The 26,377-nt window shown below is 63.5% G+C and carries 24 protein-coding genes and 2 pseudogenes; 9 read left to right on the top strand and 17 right to left on the bottom strand.

Annotated elements, in window-relative coordinates:
* Positions 1 to 191: 191 nt before the first annotated feature.
* A complete protein-coding gene (locus NKH36_RS23950) occupies positions 192 to 608 on the bottom strand; it encodes a hypothetical protein (protein WP_502912103.1) in 417 nt (138 codons plus the stop codon).
* 501 nt (positions 609 to 1,109) lie between these two features.
* On the opposite strand from NKH36_RS23950, the gene NKH36_RS23945 reads away from it, so the two are divergent.
* From NKH36_RS23945 to NKH36_RS23935, 3 genes are all read left to right on the top strand, one after another.
* Complete coding sequence (locus tag NKH36_RS23945; protein ID WP_352964785.1) at positions 1,110 to 2,603, top strand: tlde1 domain-containing protein; 1,494 nt, start codon at positions 1,110 to 1,112, stop codon at positions 2,601 to 2,603.
* 350 nt (positions 2,604 to 2,953) lie between these two features.
* On the top strand, positions 2,954 to 3,739 hold the full coding sequence (locus tag NKH36_RS23940) for a ThuA domain-containing protein (protein ID WP_352964782.1): 786 nt from the start codon (positions 2,954 to 2,956) through the stop codon (positions 3,737 to 3,739).
* Between the two features lie 77 nt (positions 3,740 to 3,816).
* Positions 3,817 to 4,875 carry a Gfo/Idh/MocA family protein gene (locus NKH36_RS23935; RefSeq protein WP_352964779.1) on the top strand — a complete coding sequence of 353 codons (1,059 nt, stop codon included), beginning with the start codon at positions 3,817 to 3,819 and terminating at the stop codon, positions 4,873 to 4,875.
* A gap of 194 nt (positions 4,876 to 5,069) precedes the next feature.
* Here the strand turns inward: NKH36_RS23935 and NKH36_RS23930 are convergent, their stop codons facing one another.
* Together NKH36_RS23930 and NKH36_RS23925 are read right to left on the bottom strand one after the other, a co-directional pair.
* A complete protein-coding gene (locus tag NKH36_RS23930; protein WP_352964777.1) occupies positions 5,070 to 5,936 on the bottom strand; it encodes an alpha/beta fold hydrolase in 867 nt (288 codons plus the stop codon).
* The gene (locus tag NKH36_RS23925) at positions 5,933 to 6,535 is read right to left on the bottom strand and encodes a TetR/AcrR family transcriptional regulator (protein WP_352964774.1); all 603 of its coding nucleotides are present in this window, start codon (positions 6,533 to 6,535) and stop codon (positions 5,933 to 5,935) included. Before NKH36_RS23925 ends, NKH36_RS23930 begins: the two co-directional genes overlap by 4 nt.
* Before the next feature lie 127 nt (positions 6,536 to 6,662).
* On the opposite strand from NKH36_RS23925, the gene NKH36_RS23920 reads away from it, so the two are divergent.
* Positions 6,663 to 7,661 carry an NADP-dependent oxidoreductase gene (locus NKH36_RS23920; protein WP_352964772.1) on the top strand — a complete coding sequence of 333 codons (999 nt, stop codon included), beginning with the start codon at positions 6,663 to 6,665 and terminating at the stop codon, positions 7,659 to 7,661.
* Between the two features lie 147 nt (positions 7,662 to 7,808).
* Here the strand turns inward: NKH36_RS23920 and NKH36_RS23915 are convergent, their stop codons facing one another.
* From NKH36_RS23915 to NKH36_RS23880, 8 genes and pseudogenes are all read right to left on the bottom strand, one after another.
* On the bottom strand, positions 7,809 to 8,537 hold the full coding sequence (locus NKH36_RS23915; RefSeq protein ID WP_352964769.1) for an amino acid ABC transporter ATP-binding protein: 729 nt from the start codon (positions 8,535 to 8,537) through the stop codon (positions 7,809 to 7,811).
* Between the two features lie 29 nt (positions 8,538 to 8,566).
* The gene (locus NKH36_RS23910) at positions 8,567 to 9,241 is read right to left on the bottom strand and encodes an amino acid ABC transporter permease (RefSeq protein WP_352964767.1); all 675 of its coding nucleotides are present in this window, start codon (positions 9,239 to 9,241) and stop codon (positions 8,567 to 8,569) included.
* Positions 9,238 to 9,909 carry an amino acid ABC transporter permease gene (locus NKH36_RS23905; RefSeq protein ID WP_352964765.1) on the bottom strand — a complete coding sequence of 224 codons (672 nt, stop codon included), beginning with the start codon at positions 9,907 to 9,909 and terminating at the stop codon, positions 9,238 to 9,240. The genes NKH36_RS23910 and NKH36_RS23905 overlap by 4 nt, the downstream gene beginning before the upstream one ends.
* Positions 9,910 to 9,994: 85 nt before the next feature.
* On the bottom strand, positions 9,995 to 10,783 hold the full coding sequence (locus NKH36_RS23900) for an ABC transporter substrate-binding protein (protein ID WP_352964763.1): 789 nt from the start codon (positions 10,781 to 10,783) through the stop codon (positions 9,995 to 9,997).
* A 111-nt stretch (positions 10,784 to 10,894) separates the two neighbouring features.
* Positions 10,895 to 12,058: a saccharopine dehydrogenase family protein gene (locus NKH36_RS23895; RefSeq protein ID WP_352964760.1), complete on the bottom strand. Its 1,164-nt coding sequence runs from the start codon at positions 12,056 to 12,058 to the stop codon at positions 10,895 to 10,897.
* Positions 12,055 to 12,591, bottom strand: a complete 537-nt coding sequence (locus NKH36_RS23890; RefSeq protein WP_352964758.1) for an Lrp/AsnC family transcriptional regulator — start codon at positions 12,589 to 12,591, stop codon at positions 12,055 to 12,057. Before NKH36_RS23890 ends, NKH36_RS23895 begins: the two co-directional genes overlap by 4 nt.
* Before the next feature lie 177 nt (positions 12,592 to 12,768).
* Positions 12,769 to 13,328: pseudogene (locus NKH36_RS23885) on the bottom strand (substrate binding domain-containing protein); the annotation flags it as partial.
* Between the two features lie 234 nt (positions 13,329 to 13,562).
* A complete protein-coding gene (locus NKH36_RS23880; protein ID WP_352964755.1) occupies positions 13,563 to 14,288 on the bottom strand; it encodes a 3-keto-5-aminohexanoate cleavage protein in 726 nt (241 codons plus the stop codon).
* A 307-nt stretch (positions 14,289 to 14,595) separates the two neighbouring features.
* On the opposite strand from NKH36_RS23880, the gene NKH36_RS23875 reads away from it, so the two are divergent.
* Both NKH36_RS23875 and NKH36_RS23870 read left to right on the top strand, forming a co-directional pair.
* The gene (locus tag NKH36_RS23875; RefSeq protein ID WP_352964752.1) at positions 14,596 to 15,021 is read left to right on the top strand and encodes an OsmC family protein; all 426 of its coding nucleotides are present in this window, start codon (positions 14,596 to 14,598) and stop codon (positions 15,019 to 15,021) included.
* 43 nt (positions 15,022 to 15,064) lie between these two features.
* Positions 15,065 to 15,579 (top strand): annotated as a pseudogene (locus NKH36_RS23870) (carboxymuconolactone decarboxylase family protein).
* 44 nt (positions 15,580 to 15,623) lie between these two features.
* Here NKH36_RS23870 and NKH36_RS23865 read toward each other — a convergent pair.
* Both NKH36_RS23865 and NKH36_RS23860 read right to left on the bottom strand, forming a co-directional pair.
* The gene (locus NKH36_RS23865) at positions 15,624 to 16,979 is read right to left on the bottom strand and encodes a sigma-54-dependent transcriptional regulator (protein WP_352964750.1); all 1,356 of its coding nucleotides are present in this window, start codon (positions 16,977 to 16,979) and stop codon (positions 15,624 to 15,626) included.
* Positions 16,980 to 16,992: 13 nt separating this feature from the next.
* Positions 16,993 to 18,867, bottom strand: a complete 1,875-nt coding sequence (locus tag NKH36_RS23860) for a sensor histidine kinase (RefSeq protein WP_352964748.1) — start codon at positions 18,865 to 18,867, stop codon at positions 16,993 to 16,995.
* A gap of 221 nt (positions 18,868 to 19,088) precedes the next feature.
* On the opposite strand from NKH36_RS23860, the gene NKH36_RS23855 reads away from it, so the two are divergent.
* From NKH36_RS23855 to NKH36_RS23845, 3 genes are all read left to right on the top strand, one after another.
* On the top strand, positions 19,089 to 20,420 hold the full coding sequence (locus NKH36_RS23855; protein ID WP_502912102.1) for a dicarboxylate/amino acid:cation symporter: 1,332 nt from the start codon (positions 19,089 to 19,091) through the stop codon (positions 20,418 to 20,420).
* A gap of 494 nt (positions 20,421 to 20,914) precedes the next feature.
* Positions 20,915 to 21,979 carry a glycosyltransferase family 2 protein gene (locus NKH36_RS23850; protein WP_352964744.1) on the top strand — a complete coding sequence of 355 codons (1,065 nt, stop codon included), beginning with the start codon at positions 20,915 to 20,917 and terminating at the stop codon, positions 21,977 to 21,979.
* 112 nt (positions 21,980 to 22,091) lie between these two features.
* On the top strand, positions 22,092 to 22,400 hold the full coding sequence (locus NKH36_RS23845; RefSeq protein ID WP_352964742.1) for a HigA family addiction module antitoxin: 309 nt from the start codon (positions 22,092 to 22,094) through the stop codon (positions 22,398 to 22,400).
* Between the two features lie 45 nt (positions 22,401 to 22,445).
* On the opposite strand, the gene NKH36_RS23840 is transcribed toward NKH36_RS23845, so the two are convergent.
* Genes NKH36_RS23840 through NKH36_RS23825 form a run of 4 tightly spaced genes read right to left on the bottom strand, consistent with a single transcriptional unit; the run spans position 22,446 to position 26,376 of the window.
* Complete coding sequence (locus tag NKH36_RS23840) at positions 22,446 to 23,252, bottom strand: ABC transporter permease (protein ID WP_352964740.1); 807 nt, start codon at positions 23,250 to 23,252, stop codon at positions 22,446 to 22,448.
* On the bottom strand, positions 23,252 to 24,085 hold the full coding sequence (locus NKH36_RS23835; RefSeq protein ID WP_352964738.1) for an ABC transporter permease: 834 nt from the start codon (positions 24,083 to 24,085) through the stop codon (positions 23,252 to 23,254). The genes NKH36_RS23840 and NKH36_RS23835 overlap by 1 nt, the downstream gene beginning before the upstream one ends.
* A gap of 23 nt (positions 24,086 to 24,108) precedes the next feature.
* On the bottom strand, positions 24,109 to 25,224 hold the full coding sequence (locus NKH36_RS23830; protein WP_352964736.1) for an ABC transporter substrate-binding protein: 1,116 nt from the start codon (positions 25,222 to 25,224) through the stop codon (positions 24,109 to 24,111).
* A gap of 57 nt (positions 25,225 to 25,281) precedes the next feature.
* Positions 25,282 to 26,376: an ABC transporter ATP-binding protein gene (locus NKH36_RS23825; protein WP_352964734.1), complete on the bottom strand. Its 1,095-nt coding sequence runs from the start codon at positions 26,374 to 26,376 to the stop codon at positions 25,282 to 25,284.
* Between the last annotated feature and the right edge of the window lies 1 nt (position 26,377).

The raw sequence follows: 26,377 nt of genomic DNA, 5'->3' as shown, positions 1-26,377 counted from the left end.
CACGCCGCGTCACTCAATATCAACCGATCCATTACACCCAAGGCTGCCTCCAAAAGCAGTCTTGAATCATGCTACGGTCAAAAAGAGCGGTTCGCTGAACCGCTCTAGCTATTTGTTTTTGCGCAATTCCCTAGGGAAAGCGCTAAGCGCTTTTCCCAGGAAAACCGTTGCACACTTTTCCTGGAATTGTTCTAGGCAGGTATCAAGATCGCAATACGATGCACGCCGACCACGGCACTTGTGTTGGTGGCACCGTCGGTCTTGCCCTTGGCGCAAGTGTACATGTCGCCTTCCCTAAGCTTGAATTCCTTGCCCGCCTTCTTGATCGTGAATTCGCCGGCAGCAATCGTGCAGACCATGTCGTTGTCCATCACCGTTTCAGGAAAGACTGCTCCGGGCTGAAAGACTATGTCGACGATTGAGATGCTCTTGTAAGCGGGAATGTCGGAGTTGCCAGTGCCGACCTCCACCACTCTGATGCCGGGCGCAACCTCTTTGCCTTCAGTCGGGCCGTATTGCTTGGCGGCCCTTGCAGGCGTCGCCAAAGCGAACAATGGCGTTACCGCGGCGGCCGTGACGCCGAGCGCAATTGCAGATCTGCGATTCATGGTTTCCATCGCATCCTCCCTTTTGTTAGTCGCGCACAAATGTGCATGACAAGCTATATTAGCACGGACGAATTTACCTGTATGCAAGGCGGCGCCGGCGACGCAGCCTGCGCGCAGACGTTATGGTGATGGGACGCTTTTGATCCCGAAACAGCCCTTCAGCTGACGCCCATCCAGGCAAGGTCTAGTCCTTTCGGTTTCTTGACTCGGCCGGCAAAAACGGGCAGCAAAGCCTGATAAGGCAGGCATTTCCGCCATTTACATACTCGTGGAGGGAGCTTTTTTGATATCGACCTTCGCCCAATCGGCGATCGGTAGAGGGATTGGTTAACCAAGTTTGTCCATCTTTTGAATCAATCGGCAACAGACGTGAAGCGTGCAGGGGGCACCAGGCGACTGTGATTGTGACGGCTGCGAGCCCCGCATGCCGCAAGGCCGATTGAGGTTGGTTGTATGGCGTTTGTGCGTTTGAAAAACCGGGGTGATAATCCTGATACTGGATTGACTTCGATAGGACCCGGCCGGCGCTGGGCCGCGATTCCCGCTGTTGGGGTTGCGATCGCTCTGTGGTCGGTGGCGACCGTGGCCGGCCTCCATTCGGTGGGAACTTCGCTCACCGCCGCCTCCAACAGTCTTCCGCAAAGCCTGCTCGCGCCGCGCGCCATGGCGCTCGCCGATCCCCGACACACCCTTGCCAATTCACGGGCCAATTCATGGTCGCCGTCGCTGGCGGCCAGCCGTCGGCGTCAGGCGTCGCTGCTCAGCCGATGTGATGCCGGCTGCACGCACACCGCCGCGAGCTTCGTGCATGAAGGCAAGGTGGCGCGTCTCAAGCCGTTAGCGAAGCCGAATACCGTGCCGGTTGTCGCAGAAATCTCGCCGCAAGCGCGCTTCGACAGCGTGGTGGCGAAAGCCGCGCTGTCGCCGCAAAAGCTTGCTGCTGCCTTTGCCCGAGCCTCCGGCGGGGCCGCGCGGTTTGCGGTCGTCAGTCTGCCGACGGCCGAGCCGGTGCGTCTGTCCGATCAGCATAGTCCCTCGTCGGTGCGCTTCGGGCCTGAGGTTGCGGAAATCGAACGATCCTCCCGTCTGGCGCTGGCGCTAGCGAGTGCATTGCCGGAACAGATGATCGATGTGCTGCCGGAAGCTGTTGCGGCAAGCGAGCCTTCTATTCCACAGGAGCCACAAGAGGGCGAGGTGCAGATGGCCTCGCTGCCGCCGCAGGACGAGATGCCCGACAGCGTTCCCTTGCCGACCTTCCGCCTGCGGGCGGAAATCGATCAGTCAGACGAGGCGCCCGAGGTCGAGGCACCCAAGGTCGAGGCACCCAGGGCCAAAGCGCCCAAGCTCCAGGCATCGAAGCCCGCCAAGGCCCAGTCTCAGCCCTCCAACGCCAACAAGGCGCAGACCGCCGACGCTCCGCAGGTCGAGATGCCGCGGGCGCCGGCCTTGTCACCGAGGAGTTCGTCACCGGCGGCGATGCCAAGCATGCAAGCCATGCAGGGCATGCAAGGCAGCCCGGGCAAGCCGGCCAAGCGGTCGAAGGCCGCAGACATGCTGGCCTATGCCAAACCCGACAGCCCGGCGGGCGGCGGGGCCTTCCGCAACCTGTTCACCAAGCCCGGCAGCGGCGTCGCCGTCTACGACATCTCGGCGAAAACCGTCTATATGCCGGACGGCTCGCGGCTCGAGGCGCATTCGGGACTGGGCTCGATGGCCGACCAGCCGCGCTACGCCAACCGGAAGAATGCCGGCCCGACGCCGCCCCACACCTACGATTTGAGGCTGCGTGAATCGCGCTTCCATGGGGTGGAGGCCCTGCGTCTCACTCCTATCGATGGCAAGAACAAATATGGCCGCGACGGCTTTCTTGCGCACACCTACCTGCTGCGCGGCCGCCGCGGGGAATCGAGCGGCTGCGTCGTTTTCAAGGACTATGCCCGCTTCCTCGCCGCCTTCAAGAAGGGCAAGGTCAAACGTCTCGTGGTGCGCGGCTAACCAAGCCGCTAATGCAGGTCGCGTCGGAAGGGACGGGCGCCTGAGCCATCTGTGGCGGCGCAGAATGAAGGCGTTCTGTCGCGATCCCTCGCGGCCCCCTCTGTCCTGCCGGACATCTCCCCCACAAGTGGGGAGATTTGCAGCTTCCGCGCTCTACTCACTCCGCCAGCGTTGGCGATTTGCGAAAGCCGGCATGACATCCAATTTCCGCCAAGTGCGCTGTCCCGCCGGCATCGCCGGATTTCCGACAGATTGTCAGCAGCCGGCCTCGAAACCGTTTTCATTCCCGGCCGAGGATACTATGACTGACCAGTACCCGGGCGGCGGCTTCAACCGATCAAGAGGATGTCATGACTGTACGCGCTGTCGTTTGGGGCGAGAATATCCATGAGCGGACCAATGAGGTGGTCGCGGGGATCTACCCCGAGGGCATGCACGCAACGATCGCCAACGCGCTGAAGCTCGATCCCGAAATTTCCGTGTCGTGGGCGACGCTCGAGCAGCCGGAGCATGGCCTGCCGGCCGACCGTTTGGCGCAAACCGATGTGCTCGTGTGGTGGGGACACAAGGACCATGGCGCCGTCGCCGACGAAGTCGTCGAGCGCGTGGCGCGCCGAGTCTGGGAAGGCATGGGGCTGATCGTCCTTCACTCCGGCCATTTCTCGAAGATATTCAAGACGCTGATGGGCACGCCCTGCACGCTGAAATGGCGCGAGGCCGGCGAGCGCGAGCGGCTCTGGGTGACAAGCCCCAACCACCCGATCGCTGCCGGGATCGGCGAGTATTTCGAGCTCGAGAACGAGGAGATGTATGGCGAGCAGTTCGCCGTGCCGGAGCCGCTGGAAACGGTTTTCATCTCCTGGTTCCAGGGCGGCGAAGTGTTCCGGTCGGGGCTGACCTGGCGCCGCGGCGCCGGCAACATCTTCTATTTCAGGCCCGGTCATGAGACCTATCCGACCTATCACGACGCCACCGTGCAGAAGGTGCTGCGCAACGCGGTGAAATGGGCGCACAACCCGCAGGGCTCAAATCCAGCCATCCTCGACGCGCCGAACGTGCCGGTGGAAAAGGCGCTCGAGCCGATTGTCGAGCGCGGCGGAAAACTCCATGCCGAGGGCGAAGCCGGTTTCCGCTAGACCATGGTCCCGAACCTTAGGTTCGGAAAATCTATGGTCAAACAAGAAGATAAAGCCCCATCCTAAGGATAAGAATCATGCGTCTCCTGATACTCGGCACCGGCTGGATGGCGGAGGAGCACGCCAGGCAGTTCAGCAAGATCGAGGGCGTCGAACTGATCGGCGCCGTCGATCTCGACCGCGCGCGTGTCGACAAGTTTTCGGACATCTACGGTATCCCCAACCGGTTCACGTCACTGGAAGACGCGCTCGTATGGGACAAGTTCGACGCGGTGGCGAACGTGACGCCGGACCGCATCCACCATCCGACCACCATGATGCTGATCGCGGCGGGCAAGCCGGTGCTGTGCGAAAAGCCGCTGGCCGAAAATTACCAGAAGGCCAATGAAATGGCCGATGCCGCCAAGCAAGCCGGCATCATCAACATGGTCAACCTGACCTATCGCAACGTCGCCCCGCTGCAGAAGGCGCGCACCATGGTGCTGGCCGGCGAAATCGGCCAGATCAGGCATGTCGAGGCGTCCTATCTGCAGAGCTGGCTGGTGTCCAAATTCTGGGGCGACTGGCGCACCGATCCGAAATGGCTGTGGCGGCTGTCACGCGGCCATGGCTCCAATGGCGTGCTGGGCGATGTCGGCATCCATATCCTCGATTTCGCCAGCTATGGCGCGGCGCTCGACATCGATCATGTGTTCTGCCGCCTCAAGTCGTTCGACAAGGCGCCCGGAAACCGGATCGGCGAGTACGAGCTCGACGCCAACGACAGTTTCACCATGGCGCTGGATTTCAGCAACGGCGCCTTCGGCGTCGTCCATGCCAGCCGCTGGGCAACCGGCCATCTCAACGAATTGCGGCTGCGCATCTATGGCGACAAGGGTGGGATCGAAGTCGTGCACAATCTGACCGGCTCGGTGCTGAAAGCGTGCATGGGCGAGAACATCGAGAACGCCAAATGGCAGGTTCTCGATGCCGGAACGGTGCCGACCAATTACCAGCGCTTTGTCGATGCGGTGCGCAGCGGCGTTCAGGCCGAGCCGTCGTTCCGCCATGCGGCCGAGTTGCAGAAGGTGCTCGACCTTGCCGTCGTCTCCGACGAGAAGAGGGCAGAGCTGAGGGCCCATGCCGAAACCCATTGATGGCGTTCGCTGAAAGGGGCCAGCCATGGTCACGCGCCGCGCCCATGTTCTGCGATCAGCTATCGATGGATCGGACCAAGCGGGCCGCCGCTAGAGCGACGTGCGTCCACTTGGACGCACAAAGTAAGCTCTAGCACTTTTGAATCTACGCATCGTGCTTTCCGAAAATCGGTTCCGATTTTCGGGCCGATGCGCTAGGCCTCAAGGAACTCCAGGGTCTTTTCCACGAAGGCGCCGTGATACTGGAAGATCGCCGTATGCCCACCGTCCTCGTACAGGACCAGCTCGGCATTAGGAAAGCGCCGTGCCATGTCGACGGAATTGCTGGTGGGCACCATTCTGTCGTGATCGCCATTCACCACGAGGACCGGGTGCCGGATACGCGACAGGTCGGCAGGGCGCTCCCGGCCAAAGGCACGGACCGCCTTGAGCTGCTGGCTAAAGGCGCCGAGCGCGATGGGCTTGTCGCGGTCATTGGTCCGTTCCTTCAATCGCTGCAGAAACTCGCGCGCCGCCCTCTTGCCGTTGGGGCTTTGGGTGAAGAAGAGGTAGTTCTTCGGGTCCTTGATAGTCAGCGCGGCGCGGATCATGTCGAAGATGGTGACGAACGTCACCCTGTCGATGCCGGTACCCCCGGCTGGGCCGGTTCCCGCGAGGATGATCTTGCGAACCAGGCTAGGTTCCAGCTGTACGATCGCCTGGGCGATGAAGCCGCCAAGAGACAGGCCGAGCAGATCGACCTGCTCGAAACCGAGGGCCCGGATGAAGGCGATCGCGTCGCGGGCCATCGCCTCCACCGTGTTGGGAGTGGAGCCGCCTGATGCCCCAACACCACGGTTATCGAAGGTGATAACTCGCCGTTTTGCGGCGATGCCATCGACAACCCGGGGATCCCAATTGTCGAGAACCGCACTCAGATGGGTAAGAAAGATCACGGGTATCCCAGTTGGGAGCCCGAGTTCCCGGTAGGCGAATTTCGTACCGCCGACGTCGACCGTCTTCGTCGGCACGTCCCTGTGTTTGATGATCGCGGCAGGCCGCGACAGCTGATGCACGTTCATGATGGTTTCCTTTCTGCTGGCTTGCCGTTCTCGCGCGGCTGGAGCAGCGCCTTCGCCGCCACCGCGCCGGCGTCAAGAATGCGATCGGACAGCTCGGTTCCGTTCACCGCGCGGGACAGCTCAAGTGCGCCGATCAGCGTCGCAAAGACACCGAACGCGACAGCCTCGGGGTCGCGGGCGTCGGGCGTAAGTTCGGCCGCCACCTGGCGTACGAGCTTGAGCAGGTGTTCGGCGTAAACCTGGCGCGTCTCGACTGGCTCACGCGCAATTTCGGGCAACAGCGCGGCTGAAGCGCAACCTTTGCCCGGATTGTCCCGGTGTTCCGTCGACAGATACGCGTCGATGGCCATTGACAGGCCGCCGGCGGCCAATAGCTCCTGAATCTGGGTCGCCTGAGCCTCCAGGGCGGCCGCCACACTCTCACGCACAAGCGCCGCCTTGGACGGAAAATGGGGATAGAAAGCTCCATTGGTCAGTCCCGCCTCGCCCATGATACCGGCGAGACCTGATGCAGCGATGCCGTCGGAACGAAACCGTTCGGTCGCCACATCCATGATCCGCTGCCGCGATGCTTCCTTCCTGCCCTTCTCGTAGCGCATGTTTTTTCTCCTTCGATCAGCTATTGCATTACGATCATATTATTACTAAATGGTCGCAATGCAATAGGGCGACGCAGCGGAGATGGCGATCGGGCGCTCCGGGTCTCCTCAATTTGGGAAAGCTACAATGAAGGCCTTCATCGTCGATCGATACGCAAAGAACGCCCTCCGGCTTGGAGAGGTTCCGGACCCGGAAATAGGGGAGAATGATGTGCTGGTCCAGGTCCATGCCGCCAGCGTCAATCTGCTGGACTCCAAGATCAGGGACGGAGAATTCAAACTCATCCTACCTTATCGCCGGCCCTTCGTTGCAGGCCATGACGTGGCCGGAACGGTCATTCGCGTCGGTTCGAAAGTCCGACAGTTCAAGCCGGGCGATGAGGTCTATGCGCGACCGCGCGACGGTCGGATCGGGGCTTTCGCCGAGTACATCGCCATTAATGATGCGGACGTGGCCCTGAAGCCGAAGAACCTCAGCATGGAAGAGGCTGCGTCCATTCCCCTGGTGGGGCTGACCGCCTGGCAGGCGCTGGTCGAACGGGCGAAGCTGAAGAATGGACAGAAGGTCTTCATTCAGGCCGGCTCCGGCGGAGTGGGAACATTCGCCATTCAATTGGCAAAGCACCTCGGCGCGACGGTCGCCACGACAACAAGCGCGTCCAACACGGATATGGTCAGGAATCTGGGCGCCGATGTCATCATCGACTACAGGAAGGATGACTTCGAGAAAGTCCTTTCGGGCTACGACGTCGTCCTGAACAGCCAGGACAACAAGACCCTCGAAAAATCGCTGCGGGTGTTGAAACCAGGTGGCCTTGCCGTTTCGATCTCCGGTCCGCCCGATGCTGGGTTTGCCAGGGAGAAGGGTCTGAGCGTGGTGCTGAACATAGTCATGCGCGTTTTGAGCGCCGGCATCAGGCGGCGGGCCGGACGCGCAGGTGTCCGATATTCGTTCCTGTTCATGGCGGCCAATGGGGAGCAGTTGACCAAAATCACGTCCCTCATCGAGTCTGGCGTCATCCGCCCGGTCGTAGATCGCGTCTTTCCGTTTGAGCAGACCAACGAGGCTTTGGCCTACATCGAGCAGGGCCGCTCCAAGGGCAAGGTTGTCATCAAGGTCAAATAGCCTTGCAATGCTTCAGGCGACGACCTTCGCTTCCGGCATCGCCATATGTTCTACCCAAGCGTCCCAATGGGCATAGTTGTGGACTTTTCGCACATTATCCACCCATCTCGGCCATCGGCAGCCAGCCAACTGAGTTGAGCCTGAACTCTAGTGCCGCAGGATCTTGCTCAGGAAGGCGCGGCTGCGGTCGGTCTTGGGGTGCGAGAAGAACTCGTCCGGCGTGCCGCTCTCGACGATGGCGCCGGCATCCATGAACACCACGCGCTGCGCGACCTTACGGGCAAAGCCCATCTCGTGGGTCACCACCATCATGGTCATGCCTTCCTCGGCGACCGCGACCATGACGTCGAGGACTTCCGAGATCATCTCGGGATCGAGCGCCGAGGTCGGCTCGTCGAACAGCATGATCTTGGGGCGCATGCCGAGGCAGCGCGCGATCGCCACGCGCTGCTGCTGGCCGCCTGAGAGTTGCGCCGGATAGGCGTTGACCTTGTCGGCAAGGCCGACTTTGGCGAGCAGCTCGCGCCCGGCCTTCTCGGCTTCAGCTCGGGGGATCTTGCGCACATGGATAGGCGCCAGCGTCACGTTCTCGAGCGCCGTCTTGTGGGGATAGAGGTTGAACGACTGGAAGACGAAGCCGATCTCGGTGCGCAGCCGCGTCATGTTGGTGGCGGGGTCGCCGAGGCGCTGGCCGTCGACCACCAGGTCGCCGTCGCGGATCGTCTCCAAGCCGTTGATGCAGCGGATCAAGGTGCTCTTGCCAGAGCCGCTCGGGCCGCAGACGACGACCACCTCGCGTGGTTCGACGCTGAGCGTGATATCCTTGAGCACATTAAGCGGGCCGAACCATTTGTTGACGCCGCGAAACTCGATCATGCCGGTACCATTTTTGCTGCGGTTCGACCTCATAACTGCACCTCGCCATGGGCCGCACACATGCGCTGCTCCAGCCGGCGGGCCAGCATGATCAGCGGGTAGCAAACGATGAAATAGCCGAGGCCGACGAGGAAGAAGACCAAGAGGCCGTTCGGCACACGCTGCACCACCAGCCAGCCGACGCGGGTGAGGTCGGTGAGCCCGATGGCCGAAACAACAGAGGAATCCTTGATCAGCAGCACATATTGCCCGACCAGCGGCGGCAGCACGATGCGCATCGCCTGCGGCAGCACCACCTGGCGCATGCGCTGCCAGCGCGACAGGCCGGACGCCAGCGCCGCCTCGACCTGGCCGGTCGGCACCGAGCGGATGCCGGCGACAACGATCTCGCAGATGAAGCAGGCGGCCAGATTGGTCAGCGCGATGATGCCGGCGGTGAAGGCGTCGAGCTCGATGCCGAGTTCCGGCAGGATGAAGAAGATCAGGAAGATCTGCACCAGGAATGGCGTGCCGCGGATCAGGTCGACCCAGGCGCCGATCACGCCGCTGATCAGCCGGTTGCCGCCGGTCCGCAGGATGCCGAGGCCAAAGCCGATCAGCGTGCCCAGCACCAGGCTGATCAGCGACAGCATCACGGTCATGCCGAGGCCGCGCAGGGCGAGAGGATAGCTGCCGGCGAGGCTTTGCAGCTGCTGCCAGATCATGTCCGTGCCCCCGCTAGGCCGAGCCAGCGCCCGGACAGTGCCGCCAGCCCCTTGAGCCCGTAATAGAGCAGGAGGTAGAAGGCGGCGATGGTGATAAAACCTTCCGCCGGCATGAAACGGTCGGAGGCGAGCAATTGTCCGGCGCGCGTCAGTTCGGCCACCGCGATCAGCGACAGCAGAGCGGAATCCTTGACCAGCACGATCGCCTGGCCGAGCAGCGGCGGGATCGTCACCTTGAACGCCTGCGGCAGGATGACCAGTCGCATGCGCTGGACATAGGTCATCCCCGAAGCGACGCCGGCCTCGACCTGACCGCGCGGGATCGACAGGATGCCGGCGCGGATGATCTCGGCGACATAGGCGCCGCTGTTCAGCGACAGAGCGAGGATGCCGACGACGAGCTCAGGCAGGATGATGCCGAGCCGCGGCAGGCCGAAATAGAGGAAATAGAGCTGCGCCAGCAAGGGGGTGGCGCGCACCGCGTCGATATAGGCTTTGGCCGGGATGCGAAACAGCCGTCCGCGCTGCAGGTTCATGGCGGCGAGCACGATGCCGACGGCGAGCGCGCCGGCAAAGGCGAGGACAGACAGCCACACGGTCGTGACGAGGCCCTGCCCAAACAAGGGCAGATATTCGACGATGGTGCGGAAGCTGAAATTTTCGAGCATTGTTGGGCGGATTTCCCCCGGGCGAAACGCATTCCGAACGGCTTTGCGGCGCGAGGCGCGCGAAGCCGTTCGGGTCTATTGCTGCTTAGTGGTCTTTCTTCCAGTCGTCGGAATTGACCCAGTAGTCGAGGTTCTTCTGCAGGCGGCCGTCGAGGCTGACCTGGTCGAGGAACAGATTCATCCAGGTCAGCAGATCCTGCTCGTCATAGCGCGTGGCGAAGGCCAGCGGCTCCTTCGACAGCATGTCCGGCATGATGGTGAAGCTGCCGGCCGGATAGGCGGTCGACTGGCCCTTGACCGCCGAGACGTCGTTGACGCCGCAATCGGCCTGGCCATTGTTGACGGCGTCGAGCAGCAGCGGGCCGCCGCCCTTGTAGCTCTTGATGTCGGCGTCGGGGAAGGCCTTCTTGGCCTCCTTCTCGCCGGTGGCGCCGAGCAGCACGGCGATCTTGGTGCCTTTCGCCTTGCAATCCTCGGTGGATTTGAACTTGCCGTCGGCCTTGGTGAAGACGGTGCTGCCCGTGTACATGTAAGGCTTGGTGAAGGCGACCTTCATCGCCCGCGCCAGCGTCGGCGTCATGTCGGCGACCAGAAGATCGGCCTTGCCCGACAGCAGCGCCGGGATCAGCCCGTCCCAATCGAAATCCAGGAAGGTGATCTTGACGCCCATTTCCTTGGCCATCAGTTCGGCAAGCTCGACCGAGCTGCCAGTGCGTTCGCCGGCCGCGCCGACCAGCGAGAAGGGCGGTCCTTGTGTCTGCACGGCGACGCGCAATTCGCCGCGCTTGGTGATCTCGTCGAGCGTCCCGGCACTGGCCGCGGCAGTGAGGCCGGCGAGCGCAAGGCCTGCGATGAAAAGCTTGGCAATATTCATTAGGCATTCCTCCTTGTTGTCGTTTGTTATTTTCACTTTGTTGTTCAACCCCTTGGGGTGCTTTTTGAGCGGCAGCGCCGTTGCCGGTGGCGACCACCGTTCGAAAATCCTTCAGTCCCAGTCGATTGTTTCGGATACCCGTATACCGCGCCGGGCCAGCTCATCGAGAAAGCGGCCGTCGGGCACATGCAGCAGCGGGTTGAGCAGGCCGGATTCAGTGATTTCGCCCCGCGCCAGCATCTGCGCCACGATACTGGCGGGATAGCCAACACCCAGGCTCATGCCGAACAGGCCGGAGGCGAGGTCGCGTTCGATGACCAGGTCCGACGTCACCGTCTTGCGGCGGCCGCCTTGGGTGCCGGTAAAGACATTGCGCATCACGCACAGGTCCTTCTCGTCGGCGCCATATTGCAGTTGCGGGCCGAGCAGCCGGCCGAGAAATTCACGTGGGCTGGTGCCAACGCCAGGCACCTTGTCTTCGGAAAGAAAGCCAAGCTCCTTCAGCGGTGCCCAGAACGCCGACCAGCCCGGCCAGCGCAGCGAGTAGCGGCCGGAGCGCTGCAGGCCCTGGGCGGCGGCAAGCATGCCGGCATAATGCGATGCATCGCCGTTCGGGAAGGCTTCCAGCCTGCCCAGCCCCGCGACCTCGATCTCGTGGATAAAGCGATTGTCATGTTGCTGGCCGGCCGGCACAGCGACCCGCTTGCCGTCCTCGACCACCACGCTGTCGCGGTTCTGGCTCATCAGAACCATATCGAAGTTCCAGCTCACCTTGTAGCACAGCGGCTTGGCCATCGCCTTCGGCTCGGGGATGCCGCCGCAATAGGAATCGATTGTCGTGATGGCGTCGAACTGACGGGCGGCGCGTGCGTAGAGCACGAGGTCGATGCCGGGGTCGAGCCCGCATTCGGTCATGATCGAAACGCCGGCCTTTTCCGCTGCCGGGGCGAGATCGGCGATCGTCTTGCCGTAATTGGTGGTGACCAGCGGCGTGCGCGTCGCGATCGCGGCCTGCACCGCCTCACGCATCAGCGGCTGCGGCAACAGATCGATGGCGGCGTCCACACCCGCCAGCACGTTCGCCAACGCAGGGGCGATCGCGCCCTCGGGCACGACGAAACGCACGCGGTCAAGGTCGGTCAGGCCGCCAAGTCGGGCTGCGCCATCGGGCGCGGTATCGACGCAGACGACTTCTTCGACACCAGCGCTGGCGACGAGATCGGCGATCGCCGCCCGGCCTTGCAGGCCGAGGCCGCCGAGAACCGCGATCTTCATGACATTTCCTTTCGGCCAGTTTCGTGCCGCCCAGTTTCGTCGCGCTTGGTCTCATCCGACCAGCAGCCTTCCGGCAGGCTGACCCATTTGTTGCAGGAGGCCATGACGACAAAGGTCTCGCTGCGCACGACTTCGCCGGGCTCGCCCGCGCCGGGGATCAGCTCGCTGGTGACGCGGTAGAGATCGGCGACATCGCCGGCCACCGTCACGTCGACGATGATGTCGAAGCGTCCGGTGACGACGGAGGCCGAGTTCACGAACGGCAGTTCGGCGATGCGCTGCGCCAGTTCCCGAGCCCGGCCTCGCCCCTGCGCATTGATGCCGACGATCGCCGAGATCAATTCTGGGCGCTCGGTCAGGTTGAGCAGCCCGACGATTTTGAGCAGGTTGCGGTCGAGCAGGTTGCGCAACCGCATGCGCACCGTCGGCACCGAGACGGCCATCTTCTCGGCGAGTCGATTGACGCCAAGCTGCGCATCCTGCGACAGCAGCTTGACCAGTCGCCGGTCGGTCTGATCGAGATGTTCCCGCAAACGCTTAGGCTTTCATAAATGAAAAGAAATGATGGGGTTTTCTTTCTGATATGAAAACAGCTTAGGGTGTATCTTTTGAAATCGCAAGAGCGTTCGGCCGCCTGTCAACAAGGCGGAAGGTGTATCCCGGGAGGCGGGAGGGCTTTGCCGGTGTCGTGGCCGGCTGAGGCAAGTCGGCTAACGCGGCTTCTCGATCCCTGGAATGCCGCCGATCCGCTCGGCGAGAAAGTCGACCAGCAGCCGGACCCGAGCAATGCCCGCGCGTTCCGGGACGATCAGCATGCTCAGGGGTACGGGAGGCGAGGCGTAGTCTGGCAGGATCACTTCCAGCCGGCCGGCCACCAGGAGATCGTCGACAAGCCAGTGATGGGCAGGTGCGATGCCGCGCCCGCGACGAGCGCTTCGCGCGCGGCAAGCCCGTGGTCGACCCGAAATCGGCCGCCGAAAGACACCGGGTGGCGCTCACCGCCTAGCCCCTGCAGGGCAAGCGTGTCGCTTCCTGCGAGTCGACATCCGGATGCCTCCATGGCCAGGCAGATCCTGCGGGACAGCCGGTCTGCCCCGCGCCGCCAGATAGGCCGGCGCCGCAACCAGCAGATGCCGGGACTGGCCGAGCGCCGCAGTTTCATCGAGCTGTCGGTGAGCGGACCGAGGCGAAGTACGATGTCGACGCCCTCCCGCACAAGGTCGATGCGCTCGTCGGTGAGGCTGAGATCGATCCCGATGTCGGGATAGATCGAGACAGTCCGGCGGGTTTCCTATCGGCAGCAAAATGGCGGGAACTACCACATCACGAGCATGCAGCTCCGCCCGAACTGGGCGATCCGGGTGCGACAGGTTTCGCGCTTCACGAGGACCGCGCTGGCGCAACCGCCAAGCCGGCGACGCCGCGTTCGACTTTGCGGGACGTGGCCTGATGCGGGGCCCCGAAACGATCATGGTCAGGCAAGCGCCCGAACCCATGGGATGAATCAGCGACCGCCCCGGAAAATCTCGACGGCAGCCGCCGTCAGTACGGGATTGCCTGATGCCGTAGTGCCGTCCGGCAGCTCCTTGCCATCTTCCAACCCGACCCGCGTCGACCAGTTGCGCTCCGCCGCCCTGTGCACGAACGGCCACACCGTGGCGTCGGCGCCGTGCAGCAGGATGGTGCGACGCATCCCGGCGCGGTCGAGCACAGCGGCGATACCGTCGCTGACCTCCAGCGCCACGTCCAGTTCCTGCTCGGAGATCTCGATCAGGATGCGCAGCACCTGGCTGCCACGGTCGAGGCGGACCAGGCGCTCGGCGTCAGCGACGGAGGCAAGCCCGGCCTCGATGCCGATGCCGCGCTGCCGCAGCCTTTGCATAACCTCGGGCGCGGCTTTCTCGCTCAGATTGACCGAGGCGTAGTCAGGCAGCTCGCTCCAGCCGGCGATCGCGGCAAGCGTCCGCTCGTCGTCGTTCTCGATCCAGGCGCCGGTGGAGACGCCGATCAGCGTTCCCGGGCAGGCACGGCGCAGCGCCAGCACGGTCGGGTCAATCGCCTCAGGCGCGAGGCTTTCGCGGCCTTCGAGCCCGCGCGCATGGACATGCAGCTCGGCCGCACCAGCGGCCACGCAGGCGGCGCCGTCTCCCGCCATGGCTTCCGCGTCAAGCGGCAGTCGCGGGTGGAAATCGGCGCCGCGCGCGCCATTGATGCAGGTCTGGACGATCATGGAGGTCGCGCCCGGTTGAAGTGAACCAAATGTAGCGCAGGATGGCAGATACCGAAATTGGGTTCGGTGCGCATTCCTGACAAACGGATGCGGCCTGACTCGATGCAGTCTGGCAGGATGCGCCTCTATCACCTTGTTCAGTCACGATCTTGTTGGCAGGCCAGATATGGGTAGTTGACGCCTAGTAGGGAGCTCAGGCAGCACTGCTGGACCGCTACCTTGACGATCGTCGACGGATGCTGCGGTATCCGGCCCCGAGCACGCCAGGAGCAACGCCATGCCCGGCCGGCCGAAAGGATATTTGAGAATGAGCGAGCTCAAGGTAAGGACCCGAACCACCGGCGCAATTGCCGTGCTGTCGCCGGGCAGCTTCCCCGTCGTCACCACGCCGACCGGCGGCATGGTCGACGTCGTGACCGGTGTCAGCGCGCCGGGCTTCAATCCGCTCGACCTTCTCTATGCCTCCGTGGCCGCCTGCATGGTGCTGAGCGCGCGCATCGCTGCCACGCGCATGGGTGTCGCCGCCAGCCTCGGCGAGGTCCGTGCCGATGTGAGCGGCGAAAAGGCGGCGGGCGACGTTTCCCGCATCGGCCAGTTCACGATCACGCTCGACATATCGGGCGATCTCGACAAGGCCACGAAAAGGCGGATCGTCGAGGACGCCGAAACGATCTGCACGGTCAGCAACACGCTGCGTGAGACGCCCGAGCTTGTCACCACGCTCGCCGGCTGATCGCATCTTCATCGGCCAATTTCATGCATCTCCGAGGGCGCCCATGGCACGCATTTCCGCTATCGACTATGACACTGCCTCACCTGAGATCCGTGCGGCACATGACGAGGAACTGCGCTTGCGCGGCAGGATGACGAACATGAAGCGCATCCTGCTGCATTCACCGGTTGCCCATCGCATCTATGCCGAGTGGTTCACCTTGCGCGACCTGCTGCGCCCTGATCTCGACGATCGCGCCATCTGGCTGTTTTCCCGGCATGCCGGGCTGAGATACCGGTGACCTTCTTTCGCCGCGCGCTGATCGATAAGGGGCTCGATCCCGAGAACATGGGGCCGACAGCCAATGAAGCGCTGCTGATTGCCTTCGGCAAGGCCATCGCGACTGACGCCAATGCCATTCCCGATGAGATCTGGGCCGAACTGAAAGCCCGCTACCATGAGCCGCTGCTCGTCAACCTAGTCGCCTTCGCCGGCATCATGGTGGCGACGGCCGTGTTCACCAGCACGGTAGACGTCGACCTCGATCCGGAACTCGAGGCTTACCGCAAGAAGGCCTGAGGCAACCGAAGCCGTCCGGTCCAAGGCACCGAGGCGCCGGCCCCTTATCTCGAAAACTCGCTGCGCACGATGCCGTGGCGCTGGAGCTTGTCGTAGAAGGTCTTGCGCGGAATCCCCAGTGCTTCGATCGTGCGCCTGACGTCGCCCTCGTTGCGGGCAAGCGTTTCGCGGATGATGTCGGCCTCGTAGCGCTCCAGCCGCTCCGGCAGCATCATGGCGGCATCCGGCTGGGCTGGGGCAGGGGATGACGTCGCAGCGTCTTCCTCCAATCCAAGCACAAACCGCTCGGCGAAATGCGCGAGTTCGCGCACATTGCCCGGCCAGTCATGCTCCCTGAGATGGCAGTGCACCGAGGCCGGCACCGCCGGCACCGGACACATGAAGCGGGCGGCGGCGCGCTCGGCGAAATAGAAGAACAGCAGGGCGACGTCGTCGCGGCGCTCGCGCAGCGGCGGAATGGAGATCGTCACCACGTTGAGCCGGTAGTAGAGGTCCTCGCGGAAGGTGCCGCGCTGGTGCGGATCGCCGAGATCGACCTTGGCGGCCGCAACCACGCGCAAATCGACGGGCCGCAACTCGTTGGTGCCGAGCGGGGTGACCTCGCGCATCTCCAGCACGCGCAGCATCTGCACCTGTGTCGAGACCGGCATGCTTTCAATCTCGTCGAGAAACAGCGTGCCGCCGCTGGCGTGCTCGATCCGGCCGATCCGTTTCTTCTGCGCGCCGGTGAAAGCGCCGGCCTCATGGCCGAACAACTCGCTCTCAATGACCGTCTCCGGCAACGTGCCGCAATTCAGCGCAACGAAATTGCCCCTGGCGCGGCGGCTCCAGCGATGCAGAAGGCTGGCCACCACCTCCTTGCCGGAACCGGTCTCGCCGGTCACCAGCACATCGACGTCGGTATCGGCGATCTGGCGCAGCGTGCGGCGCAGCCTTTCCATTGCCGGCGTCTGGCCAATCAGCGGCAGGCCGTCCTGCGCCTCTCCGGCCGCCTCGCGCAAGGCGCGGTTCTCCATGACCAGGCGGCGCTTTTCCGCCGCGCGGCCCACGCTCTGCACCAGCCGGTCGGCGGCGAAGGGTTTGGTGATGAAGTCGTAGGCCCCGTCCTTGATCGCCTTGACGGCCATGGCGATGTCGCCATGCCCGGTGACGAGGATGACCGGAATGTCCGCATCCAGCCGCAGGACGCTGTCGAAAAGCTGCAGGCCGTCGATCTCAGGCATGCGGATATCCGACACCACCACGCCGGCGAAACCGGCGTCGAGCCTGGCCAGCGCCTCGGCCGCCACCGAAAAAGCCGATACCGAAAAGCCGGCAAGCTCAAGCGTCTGCGCGGTGGCCGTGAGGAGATCGCTGTCGTCATCGATCAGGATGACCGGCGCTGCGTCGTCGTTCGTCATGCTGCCTTGGCCATTATGCTGCTTTCAAGAGATGGATGGTGAAGCGGGTGCCGCTGTCGTTGCTCGACACCTCGATGCGTCCGTCATAATCGGCGACGATATCCTTCGAGATGACGAGGCCAAGGCCGAGGCCTTTTTCCTTGGAGGTGTTGAACGGCGTGAACAGCGATCTGAGAATCCCTGGCGGAATGCCCGAGCCGTTGTCGGACACGCTGACAGTCACGCCGTCCGCCGTGTCCTCGACTGAGACCTGCACATGAGCGTCGTCGCGGCCTTCCAGCGCTTCAAGCGCGTTCTGGAAGAGGTTGATCAGCACCTGTTCGAGCCGGACCCGGTTGCCCATGACCTTGAGGCTCGGCGGCGGCAGGTTGATGGCCAGGGCATCGAGCCGGCCGGCGAAGCGGCTTCTCAAGAGCACCACGGCGCCCTCGATGATGCCACGCAATTCGACTGGCTCGGCGGCGGTGCGGCCCTTGCGGGCAAAGGCCTTCAATTCCTCGGTGATGGTGCCGATGCGTTCGGTAAGTGCTGCGATGGCGCCGAGGTTTTCCTCGACCGGCGAAGTCTGCTTCCTGTCGAGGAAGACGCGGGCGTTGTCGGCATAGGCGCGTATGGTGGCGACCGGCTGGTTGATCTCATGGGCGACGCCGGCGGCGACCTGGCCGAGGATGGCGAGGCGGTTGGCCTGGACCAGATCCTGCTGCACCACCTGCAGCTTGGCCTCGGTACTGCGGTGGCCTGATATCTCGGCCTGCAGTCGGTCGCGGGCGCGGCTCAGATCCTCGGTCCGTTCGACGACGCGGCGTTCGAGCTCGGTGCGCGCCGCCTGTTCGGCGGCGATCCGCATCTGCGCCGACTGCCGACGCCACAACAGATACGCAGCGAGGCCGAGCAACGGAACAATGACGCCGAGCACAAGGAGCCGCATTTCACGGACCGCGGCGGCGATCGGCGCCTCGGCCGGGACGAGATAGTCGAGCCGCCAGGGGGTCGAAGGAACCGGCGTGGAAAGCCTGAGATACTCCGCGTCGCTGCCGCCGGGCGTCACCGCGTGGACGATCGACACGTCCGGGCTGAGCGCCTGCGGGCGTGTGATCGGCAACGGCATCAGCGGTGCGTCGCCGAACTGCTGGCTGTCCTGGATGGCGGCAAGATCAGGCCCGGTCAGCCGCGCCGTCGTCATGAAGCGCCAGGACGGCACGCTGGTGATCAGGACGACGCCATGCTCGTCGCTGACATAGGCCGGGCGGTTCACCTCGTGCCAGTCGGCCTCGAGCTGATCGAACTCAGCCTTGACGATGACGACGCCGAGCGGTGCGGCAGCATCGCCGACGCGTCGCGAGATATAGAGGCCAGGGCGTTTGCTGACATTGCCGAGCGCGAAATATTCGGCGGTTCCCGATTGCATCGCCGCGGAGAAATAATCGCGGAAGCGGTAGTCGTTGCCGACGAAGCTGATCGGGTCGCGCCAGTTGCTGGAGGCGATCGCCAGCCCGTCGGTGTCGATGACATAGAGCACAGAAGCCTTGGTGCCGGAGACCAGCCCGTCGAGCTTGCGGTTCAGCACATCGATTGCAGTGGCACTTTTCTGCGCCAGCGCATCGCGCACCTGCTGGTCTTCCGACAGCAGCAGGGGCAGGGCGCGTGGGCTTTCCAACACAGCGCGCAGCAATGCGACCTTCAGATTGGCGTCAGTGCGACCCTGCGCCGCCAGTGTCCCAAGCTCCGTGGTGCGGCCATAGAGGCCGGCGCCGTAAAGTGCGACCGTGGCGATCGCAAGGGCGATGGCCGCAAACAGCAGCCAGGCACGGCGCGCCCGCCTGCCGAGTTGCTCGGGCGTCGACGGCAAGGCAGCGGCAGGGCGTTGCAGCATCACCCATTTGTGCATGATTTCGCACAAAGCACAATTCGGCTATGCGAATATCCGCACTTTCTATGCGCGAAACGAAACCACGAGTTCGAAAATACTCAGTAAAATCAAAGGGGAATTCTCTTCCACGCAGTCTGGCACGGCAGTTGCAAACACGAATTCAGCGGTCGCGAGGCTGCTGGGTCAATGCAATTGCTCCGGGAGGTCGAGCTTTCGATCGGAGCACGATGGAGGACGTCATGCAGACAGCATTCGCTGCCGCCGAGCCGCGCGGCAAACTTCCCTTCTACCGGCATCTCTATGTGCAGGTGCTGGCGGCGATCGCCGCCGGCGTGCTTCTCGGCCACTTCTATCCCGAAACCGGTGAGGCGATGAAGCCGTTCGGCGACGCCTTCATCAAGCTGGTGAAGATGGTGATCGCGCCGGTGATCTTTCTGACGGTGGCGACCGGCATCGCCGGCGTTTCCGACCTGCAGAAGGTGGGCCGCGTCGCCGGGAAGGCGATGATCTACTTCCTGACATTCTCGACGCTGGCGCTTGTCGTCGGTCTCGTCGTCTCCAATGTTGTCCAGCCCGGCGCCGGCATGCACATCAATCCGGCCACGCTCGACGCCACAAAGGTGGCGACCTACGCCGAAAAGGCGCACGACACCAGCATCGTCGGCTTCTTGATGAACATCATCCCCGACACGATCACCGGCGCTTTTGCGAAGGGTGACATCCTGCAGGTGCTGTTCTTTTCGGTGCTGTTCGGGCTCGCTCTTGCGCTGGTCGGCGACCGCGGCCGCCCGGTCGTCGATTTCCTGCAGGCACTGACCACGCCGATCTTCCGCCTCGTCGCCATCCTGATGAAGGCCGCGCCCATCGGCGCCTTCGGCGCCATGGCCTTCACCATCGGCAAATACGGCATCGGCTCGATCGCCAACCTCGCCATGCTGATCGGCACATTCTACCTGACCGCGCTGCTGTTCGTGCTGGTGGTGCTCGGCGCGGTCGCCCGCTACAACGGCTTCTCGATCCTGGCGCTGATCCGCTACATCAAGGAAGAGCTGCTGCTGGTGCTCGGCACCTCGTCCTCGGAAGCGGCACTGCCGGGCCTGATGGCCAAGATGGAGCGCGCCGGCTGCAACCGCTCGGTGGTCGGCCTGGTCGTCCCGACCGGCTATTCCTTCAACCTCGACGGCACCAACATCTACATGACGCTGGCCGCGCTGTTCATCGCGCAGGCGACCGACACGCCGCTCACTTTCGGCGACCAGATCCTGCTGCTCGCCGTCGCCATGCTGAGCTCCAAGGGTGCCGCCGGCATCACCGGCGCCGGCTTCATCACGCTGGCTGCGACGCTCTCGGTCGTACCCACCGTGCCGGTCGCCGGCATGGCGCTGATCCTCGGCGTCGACCGCTTCATGTCGGAATGCCGGGCGCTGACCAACTTCGTCGGCAACGCGGTGGCGACCGTGGTCGTGGCGCGCTGGGAAGGCGAACTCGACCAGACCAAGTTTGCCGCCGCAATGGCCGGCGACTTGCCGGAGGAAGTCGACCTGTCGCTGCCCGGGCTGCAGCCCGCCTGACCGTTCAGGCTGCTTGGTCATAGCCCGAAGCCGGCTAGCCGCCGGCTTCGGGCTAGCCGCCGCCAACCTCCAACATCTGCGATTATCCACAGGCCACGCCGCTGCGCGCCTGCCTCAGATGTAACAGGCTTGTGAGCCTTGTTCTTGGCGCGGGGCTTGTTCCAGCCGTATTTGAAGGCCAGTATCCGCCATGCCTTCAAGGCGCTCGTCCCCTTTGATCCCGACCTGATCGCGACCGAAGGCGAGACATTTCCGTCGGGCTCGGTTGCGACCGGCCGAAACCGTCGGAGTTTTTGCTGCCGCCAACCACAACCTTGACCAAGGCGGCAGCCCTCGAAGGCAATCGCGGCCTCGGTACGAAGTCGCAAGAGACGTGACCCGTCTCCTGACGGAAGGCGCAGGCTTTCCTCTCAGGAACTCGTCGCGCTTGAAGAGGGGGGCGGCCCGTGAGTGGGTTTTTGCCGAAACCAAAGCAAGATGCGAGGTCAAACGCGATGCAGTCTGTACCGAGGATTCCGGTATCCATCATCATCTCGAACTACAATTACGCGCGTTTCCTCAAACGCAGCATCGACAGCGCCCTCGAGCAGGATTACGCGGACGTCGAAGTCGTCGTCGTCGACGACGCATCGCAGGACAATTCCACGACAGTCATGAAATCATATGGGGACACGATCCTCTCATGCCCGCGAGCGCAAAATGGCGGGCATGCCGCCGCGTTCAACACCGGCTTTGCGGCAAGCTCGGGCAAGATCGTCCTGTTCCTCGATGCCGACGACTATCTCTATCCGACCGCCGTTTCCACGATCGTCGAAACCTGGGATGCGGCAACCGCCCAGGTGCAGTCCAGATTGCATATCGTGGATGAACGGCAACGCATCAAGGATGTCTTTCCGCCACCCGAACTACCTTTCGACAGCGGCGACGTCATGCCGAAACTCCTGCACAAGGGCCGCTACCAGACAACCGTGACCAGCGGGCTGGCCTTTGACCGCACAACCCTGGAATCGATCATGCCTATACCGGAGGCGGAGTTCCGCCAGGGCGCCGATGGCTATCTTGCAACGCTGGCGCCCATGTACGGGCACGTCCAGTCCATCGACGAATGCGTCGGCGCCTACCGAATCCACGGCGCGAACCATTCGGTCTTCGGTGAAAAGCTCGCCGAGCGGGCGCGCTGGAGGGTAACGCACGATTTCCGCCGCATGCAGGCGCTGTCGGATCAAGCCTCCGGCATCGGCCTAACAATTGTGCCGTCGGAGGCTGTCCGCCACGATCCGGTCCACCTGGAAGAGCGGCTGGCGTCGCTGTGCGCGGATAGGCGCCAGCACCCCGTGGCCAATGATTCCCGGCTGGCGCTCGGGGCGGCGGGCGCCGTAGCCAGCCTCGAAATGACGGCGTCCCTGCGCCGGCGCGCCGTCCTTGCCGCCTGGTTCCTGTCGGTCGGGATGTTGCCGCGGAAAATGGCGACGGCGGTCCTGTCGTGGAAGCTTGACGCATCGTCGAGACCGGCATTCCTTAGCCGTCTATCCAAGAAAATCCGCCACGCCATGGGATAGTGGGTGGCCCTGACATAGTTCCGTCGGGTATTGTCCCGGTCTGGCAATTTGGGTGGATTTCGAGCAATATCATTGTGGGATATGCGGGGCCCAAACCGAGAGATAATCAACCATGACCTCTTGCGAGCCGATGCGTCCGATGGAGTGCTGCCCATCCCATCCTGGAGCGCTGCTTGACGACATTATCCCGGCGACCGGAAAGACCAAGGTGGAAATCGCCAACCTGCTGGGAATCTCGCGCCAGCAGCTTTACGACATCCTCCGCGAGAAGAAGCCGGTGTCGCCGGCTGTCGCCGCCCGTCTTGGAAAGATGTTCGGCGACGGCGCCGCGATCTGGCTCAGGATGCAGGCCGCTTATGATGCGTGGCATGCCGAGCGCGAGGTCGACGTCAGCGCCATCCCGAGGCTGCATGCCGCCTGAGGTAACAAGCCTGCCGCTTCTGAAGGGATGTCTTCGACTGCCTGCCTAACGCACCCCCCTCAGCCTGACCACAGCACTGCGCACCACAAGCACCAGCACCGTGATGATGATCAGGATCACCGAGAGCGCGGCGATCGCCGGATCGATATTGTCGCGCAGGCCCATCCACATCAGGCGCGGCAGCGTGATGGCGTTGACCGAGGTGATGAACAGGGTGACGCCGATCTCTTCCCAGGACAGCACGAAGGACAGCAGGGCGGCGGTGACGATGCCGAATTTGATGTTGGGCATGATGATGCGTGTGGCGCGCTCCCACACGGTGGCGCCGAGGCCGCGCGCGGCAAGGTCGATGCGCCGGTCGAGCTGGCTGAGCGACACCAGGATCAGCACCGTGGCGAAGGGCACCGTCATCACCGCATGCGCCATGGCGACACCGAGCCAGGTGTCATAGCCGAAGAACGAGCTGGCGCCGGAAATCGAGGTCAACAGGAAATAGAGCGTGATCGCCGAGACCACCGGCGGCACCACCATCGGCAGCAGCACGAAGCCGACGAGTGCGGCGGTAAAGCGCGGCTGGAACATCCATACCCCAAGGCTGAAGCACAGCGCCAGCGCGGTGGAGAAGGCGCTGCTGACGACGCCGATCCTGATCGAGAGCAGGATCGAGTTGATCCAGCGCGGATCCTCGATCAGCGCCCGGTAGTGGCGCAGCGACAATTCGCCGGACGGCATTGCCAGCATGCGGGTCGGCGTCAGCGATACCGGAATGACGGCAAGCAGCGGCAACAGCAAGAACAGCGCAACCAGGGCGGCGAGGATCAGCGAGACGGGGCCGGGGCGATAGGTCGGCATCAGATCAGCTGCTTCGGTCTGACATAGCGGAACACCAGCGCCATCAGCGCGCCGACGAACAGCACCAGCACGACGCTGATCGCCGCCCCCAGGCCCCAGTCCGGGCTCTGGAAGATGCGGAGATAGATCAGCTCGGCGACCATCACGCTGCGGCCGCCGCCGAGGATCGCCGGCGTCACGAAGAAGCCCAGCGAAAAGACGAAGACGATGAGCGCCGAGCCGATGATGCCCGAGCGCGTCATCGGCACGAACACTGACCAGAAGGTGCGCATGCGACTGGAGCCGAGCCCGCGCGCCGCCAGCAGCACGCGGTCGTCGAGGCTGCGCATCGAAGACGCCAGTGGAAACACGGCGAAGGGGATGAGGAAATGCGTCATGCCGACGATGACGCCGAATTCGTTGCGTACCAGCGTCAGCGGTTCTGAGATGAAGCCGATCGCCTGCAGCCAGGTGTTGAACAGGCCGCGATTGGAAAGCAGCGCCACCCAGCCGAAGGCGCGCGTCAGCACCGAGATCCAGAACGGCACCAGGATGCAGAACTCGGCGATCACGCGCTGCGCCGGCGTGCCGCGCACCCACACCACGGTGATGGCGTAGGCGGCAGCAACCGAAACGATGGTGACGATCGCGGCGATGCGCAGCGTGCGGACGAACACCGACTGCACCAGCGGTTCGCTAAGCAGCGTGCCATATTGCTCGAGCCCCGGCTCGGGCAGCGTGAAGCTCCAATTGACGACGCCGAAGAATGGCCAGGCGTAGGCGGCGCCAAGGAACAGGAGCAGCGGCGCCATCAACAGCGCTGCGCCCCTCCTGTCGGAGAGATATGCTTTCATCTCGGCCAGGTTATCCCGGTCGATCAGGCGGAGATGATCTTCGTGTATTCGTCGAGTGCCGCCCCGTAGTTCTTGGCGTACCACTCCATGTCGAGCGCGATCTGCTTCTTCATGTTTTCGGGGTCGACCGGGTTGATGCGCTTCTTGTCGGCGGGGATCAGCGCGTCGGTGGCCGGATTGGCCGGACCCTGGCCGAGCTTGTCAAACATGATCAGCTGCTTTTCCGGATCCTGGGCGCTGGCGATGAACTTCATCGCCGCTTCCCTGCCGCCGGGATTGCCCTTGAGCACGGCGAGCGCGCCGGGCGAGATCAGGCCCTGGTCCCAGATGAACTTGATCTTGCCGCCGGAATCCTGCTCGATCAGCGAGGCCCGGGTCGACCAGACGATCGCCATCGAGGCTTCGCCGTCGAGCAGCACGCTCTGGCTTTCGGCGCCGCCGCCCCAATAGGCCACGACATTCTCCTTGAAGGCGGCGATCTTGTCATGCGCGCGCTTGAGGTCGAGCGGATATAGCGAGGTAGGCGCGATGCCGTCGGCGAGCAGTGCGGCTTCCCAGCTCGACACGCCCCATTTGTAGAGCGAGCGCTTGCCGGGGAATTTCGTCACGTCGAAGAAATCGGCCATGCCGGTCGGTGCCTGGCTGCCGAATTTTTCGGAATCATAGGCGATGACATAGGAGAAGAAATAGGTCGAGGCCGCGTGCTCCCAGCCAAAGCCCTCGCGCATCTTCTTCTTGTCGACGATCGAATAGTCGATCGGCTCTAGCATGCCTTGTGCGCCGAGCGTGATCGCCGAGAATGGGTCGACGTCGACCAAGTCCCAGGTTGGGGCGCCGCTCTTGAACTGCGCCGCGATTGCGCCTTCGGTCGGGCCGGAGCCGTCCATCTTGACGGTGATGCCGGTCTCCTTGGTGAAGGCCTGGCCATAGGCCGCGTCATAGGCGGTGATGGCGTCGCCACCCCAGTTGACCAGCACCAGTTCCTTGGCTTGTGCGAAGGCACCAGTCGAACGCAGCAGCATCGGCGTGCCGGCCAGCACGAGTGCAGCCAGTTGCGTGAACTGCCGGCGCGAGATCTCGCCGCGCAAGGCCCTTGCGGACAGCGTCTCGATGGAGTGTTTCTTGGTTTCGTTTGTCATGTCAGTTCCCCTTATTGTTGTTGATATTCCCGAAAGTCAGCTTCGGCATGCCGATCGTCATTGTCCTCCGTCCGGAAGGAGGAAACCCTTTTCCGCCGGCCAGGTCAGCCACACGGAATTGCCCCTGCTGAGTGCCGAAGCGGCGACCTCGTTCGGCACCGAGACCGTCACCTTGGCGCCTTGGCGCGTGGTGAGATCGAGCCGCGTCGCGGCACCGAGATAGGTCGAAGCGACCGCAGTCGCTGCGATGCCGTTCTCGCCGGCCGCCGCTTCGGTAGCGATCGACATGTATTCGGGCCGGATCGCCAGGATGGCGTTGCTGCCGACGGCGCTTGCATTGCCGCGCAGCGTGATGGTGCGGTCTTCGCACAGGCCGGTGGCGCCATAATCGGCATTGCGCACGCCCTTCAACGGGAGCATGTTGATCTCGCCGAGGAACTCGGCGACGAAACGGTTGGCCGGTCGGTCGTAAACCTCGTCAGGCGCGCCGACCTGCAGCAATTTGCCGTGGTTGAAGATGGCGACGCGCGACGATAGCGCCAGCGCCTCGCTCTGGTCGTGGGTGACGAAGACGAAGGTGGTGCCGGTCTCCTGGTGCAGCCGCTTCATCTCGGCCTGCATCTGGCCGCGCAGGCCCTTGTCGAGGGCCGAGAACGGCTCGTCGAGGAGGAGCACGCCCGGCTCGAACACCAGCGCGCGCGCCAGCGCGACGCGCTGCTGCTGGCCGCCGGACAATTGCGACGGCAGTTTCTTCTCGTGGCCCGTCAGCCCGACGCGCTCGATCATCTCACTGATGCGTCGCGTGATCTCGGCCGCCGATTTCTTGCGCACCTTGAGCGGGAAGGCGATGTTGGCCTCGACCGACATATGCGGGAACAGGGCGTAGCCTTGGAAAACCATGCCGGCGGCACGCTGTTCGGCCGGCCGCTCGGTGATGTCGACGCCGTCGCTGTAAAGGCGACCGTCGGTCGGCTGCACGAAACCGGCAAGGATCATCAGGAAGGTGGTCTTGCCCGAACCAGAGGGCCCGAGCAGGGTCAGGAACTCACCGCGGCCGATATCGAGCGTCAGATCGTCCAGCGCACGGAACGAGCCGAAGCTCTTGCCGATCCCGATTGCCTTGATCTCTGCGGCACGGCCGGGTTGCTGCATC

The sequence above is a fragment of the Mesorhizobium sp. M1312 genome (assembly GCF_040318115.1).
Classification (GTDB): Bacteria; Pseudomonadota; Alphaproteobacteria; order Rhizobiales; family Rhizobiaceae; genus Mesorhizobium.
This window is presented reverse-complemented; position numbering and strand designations above follow the sequence as displayed.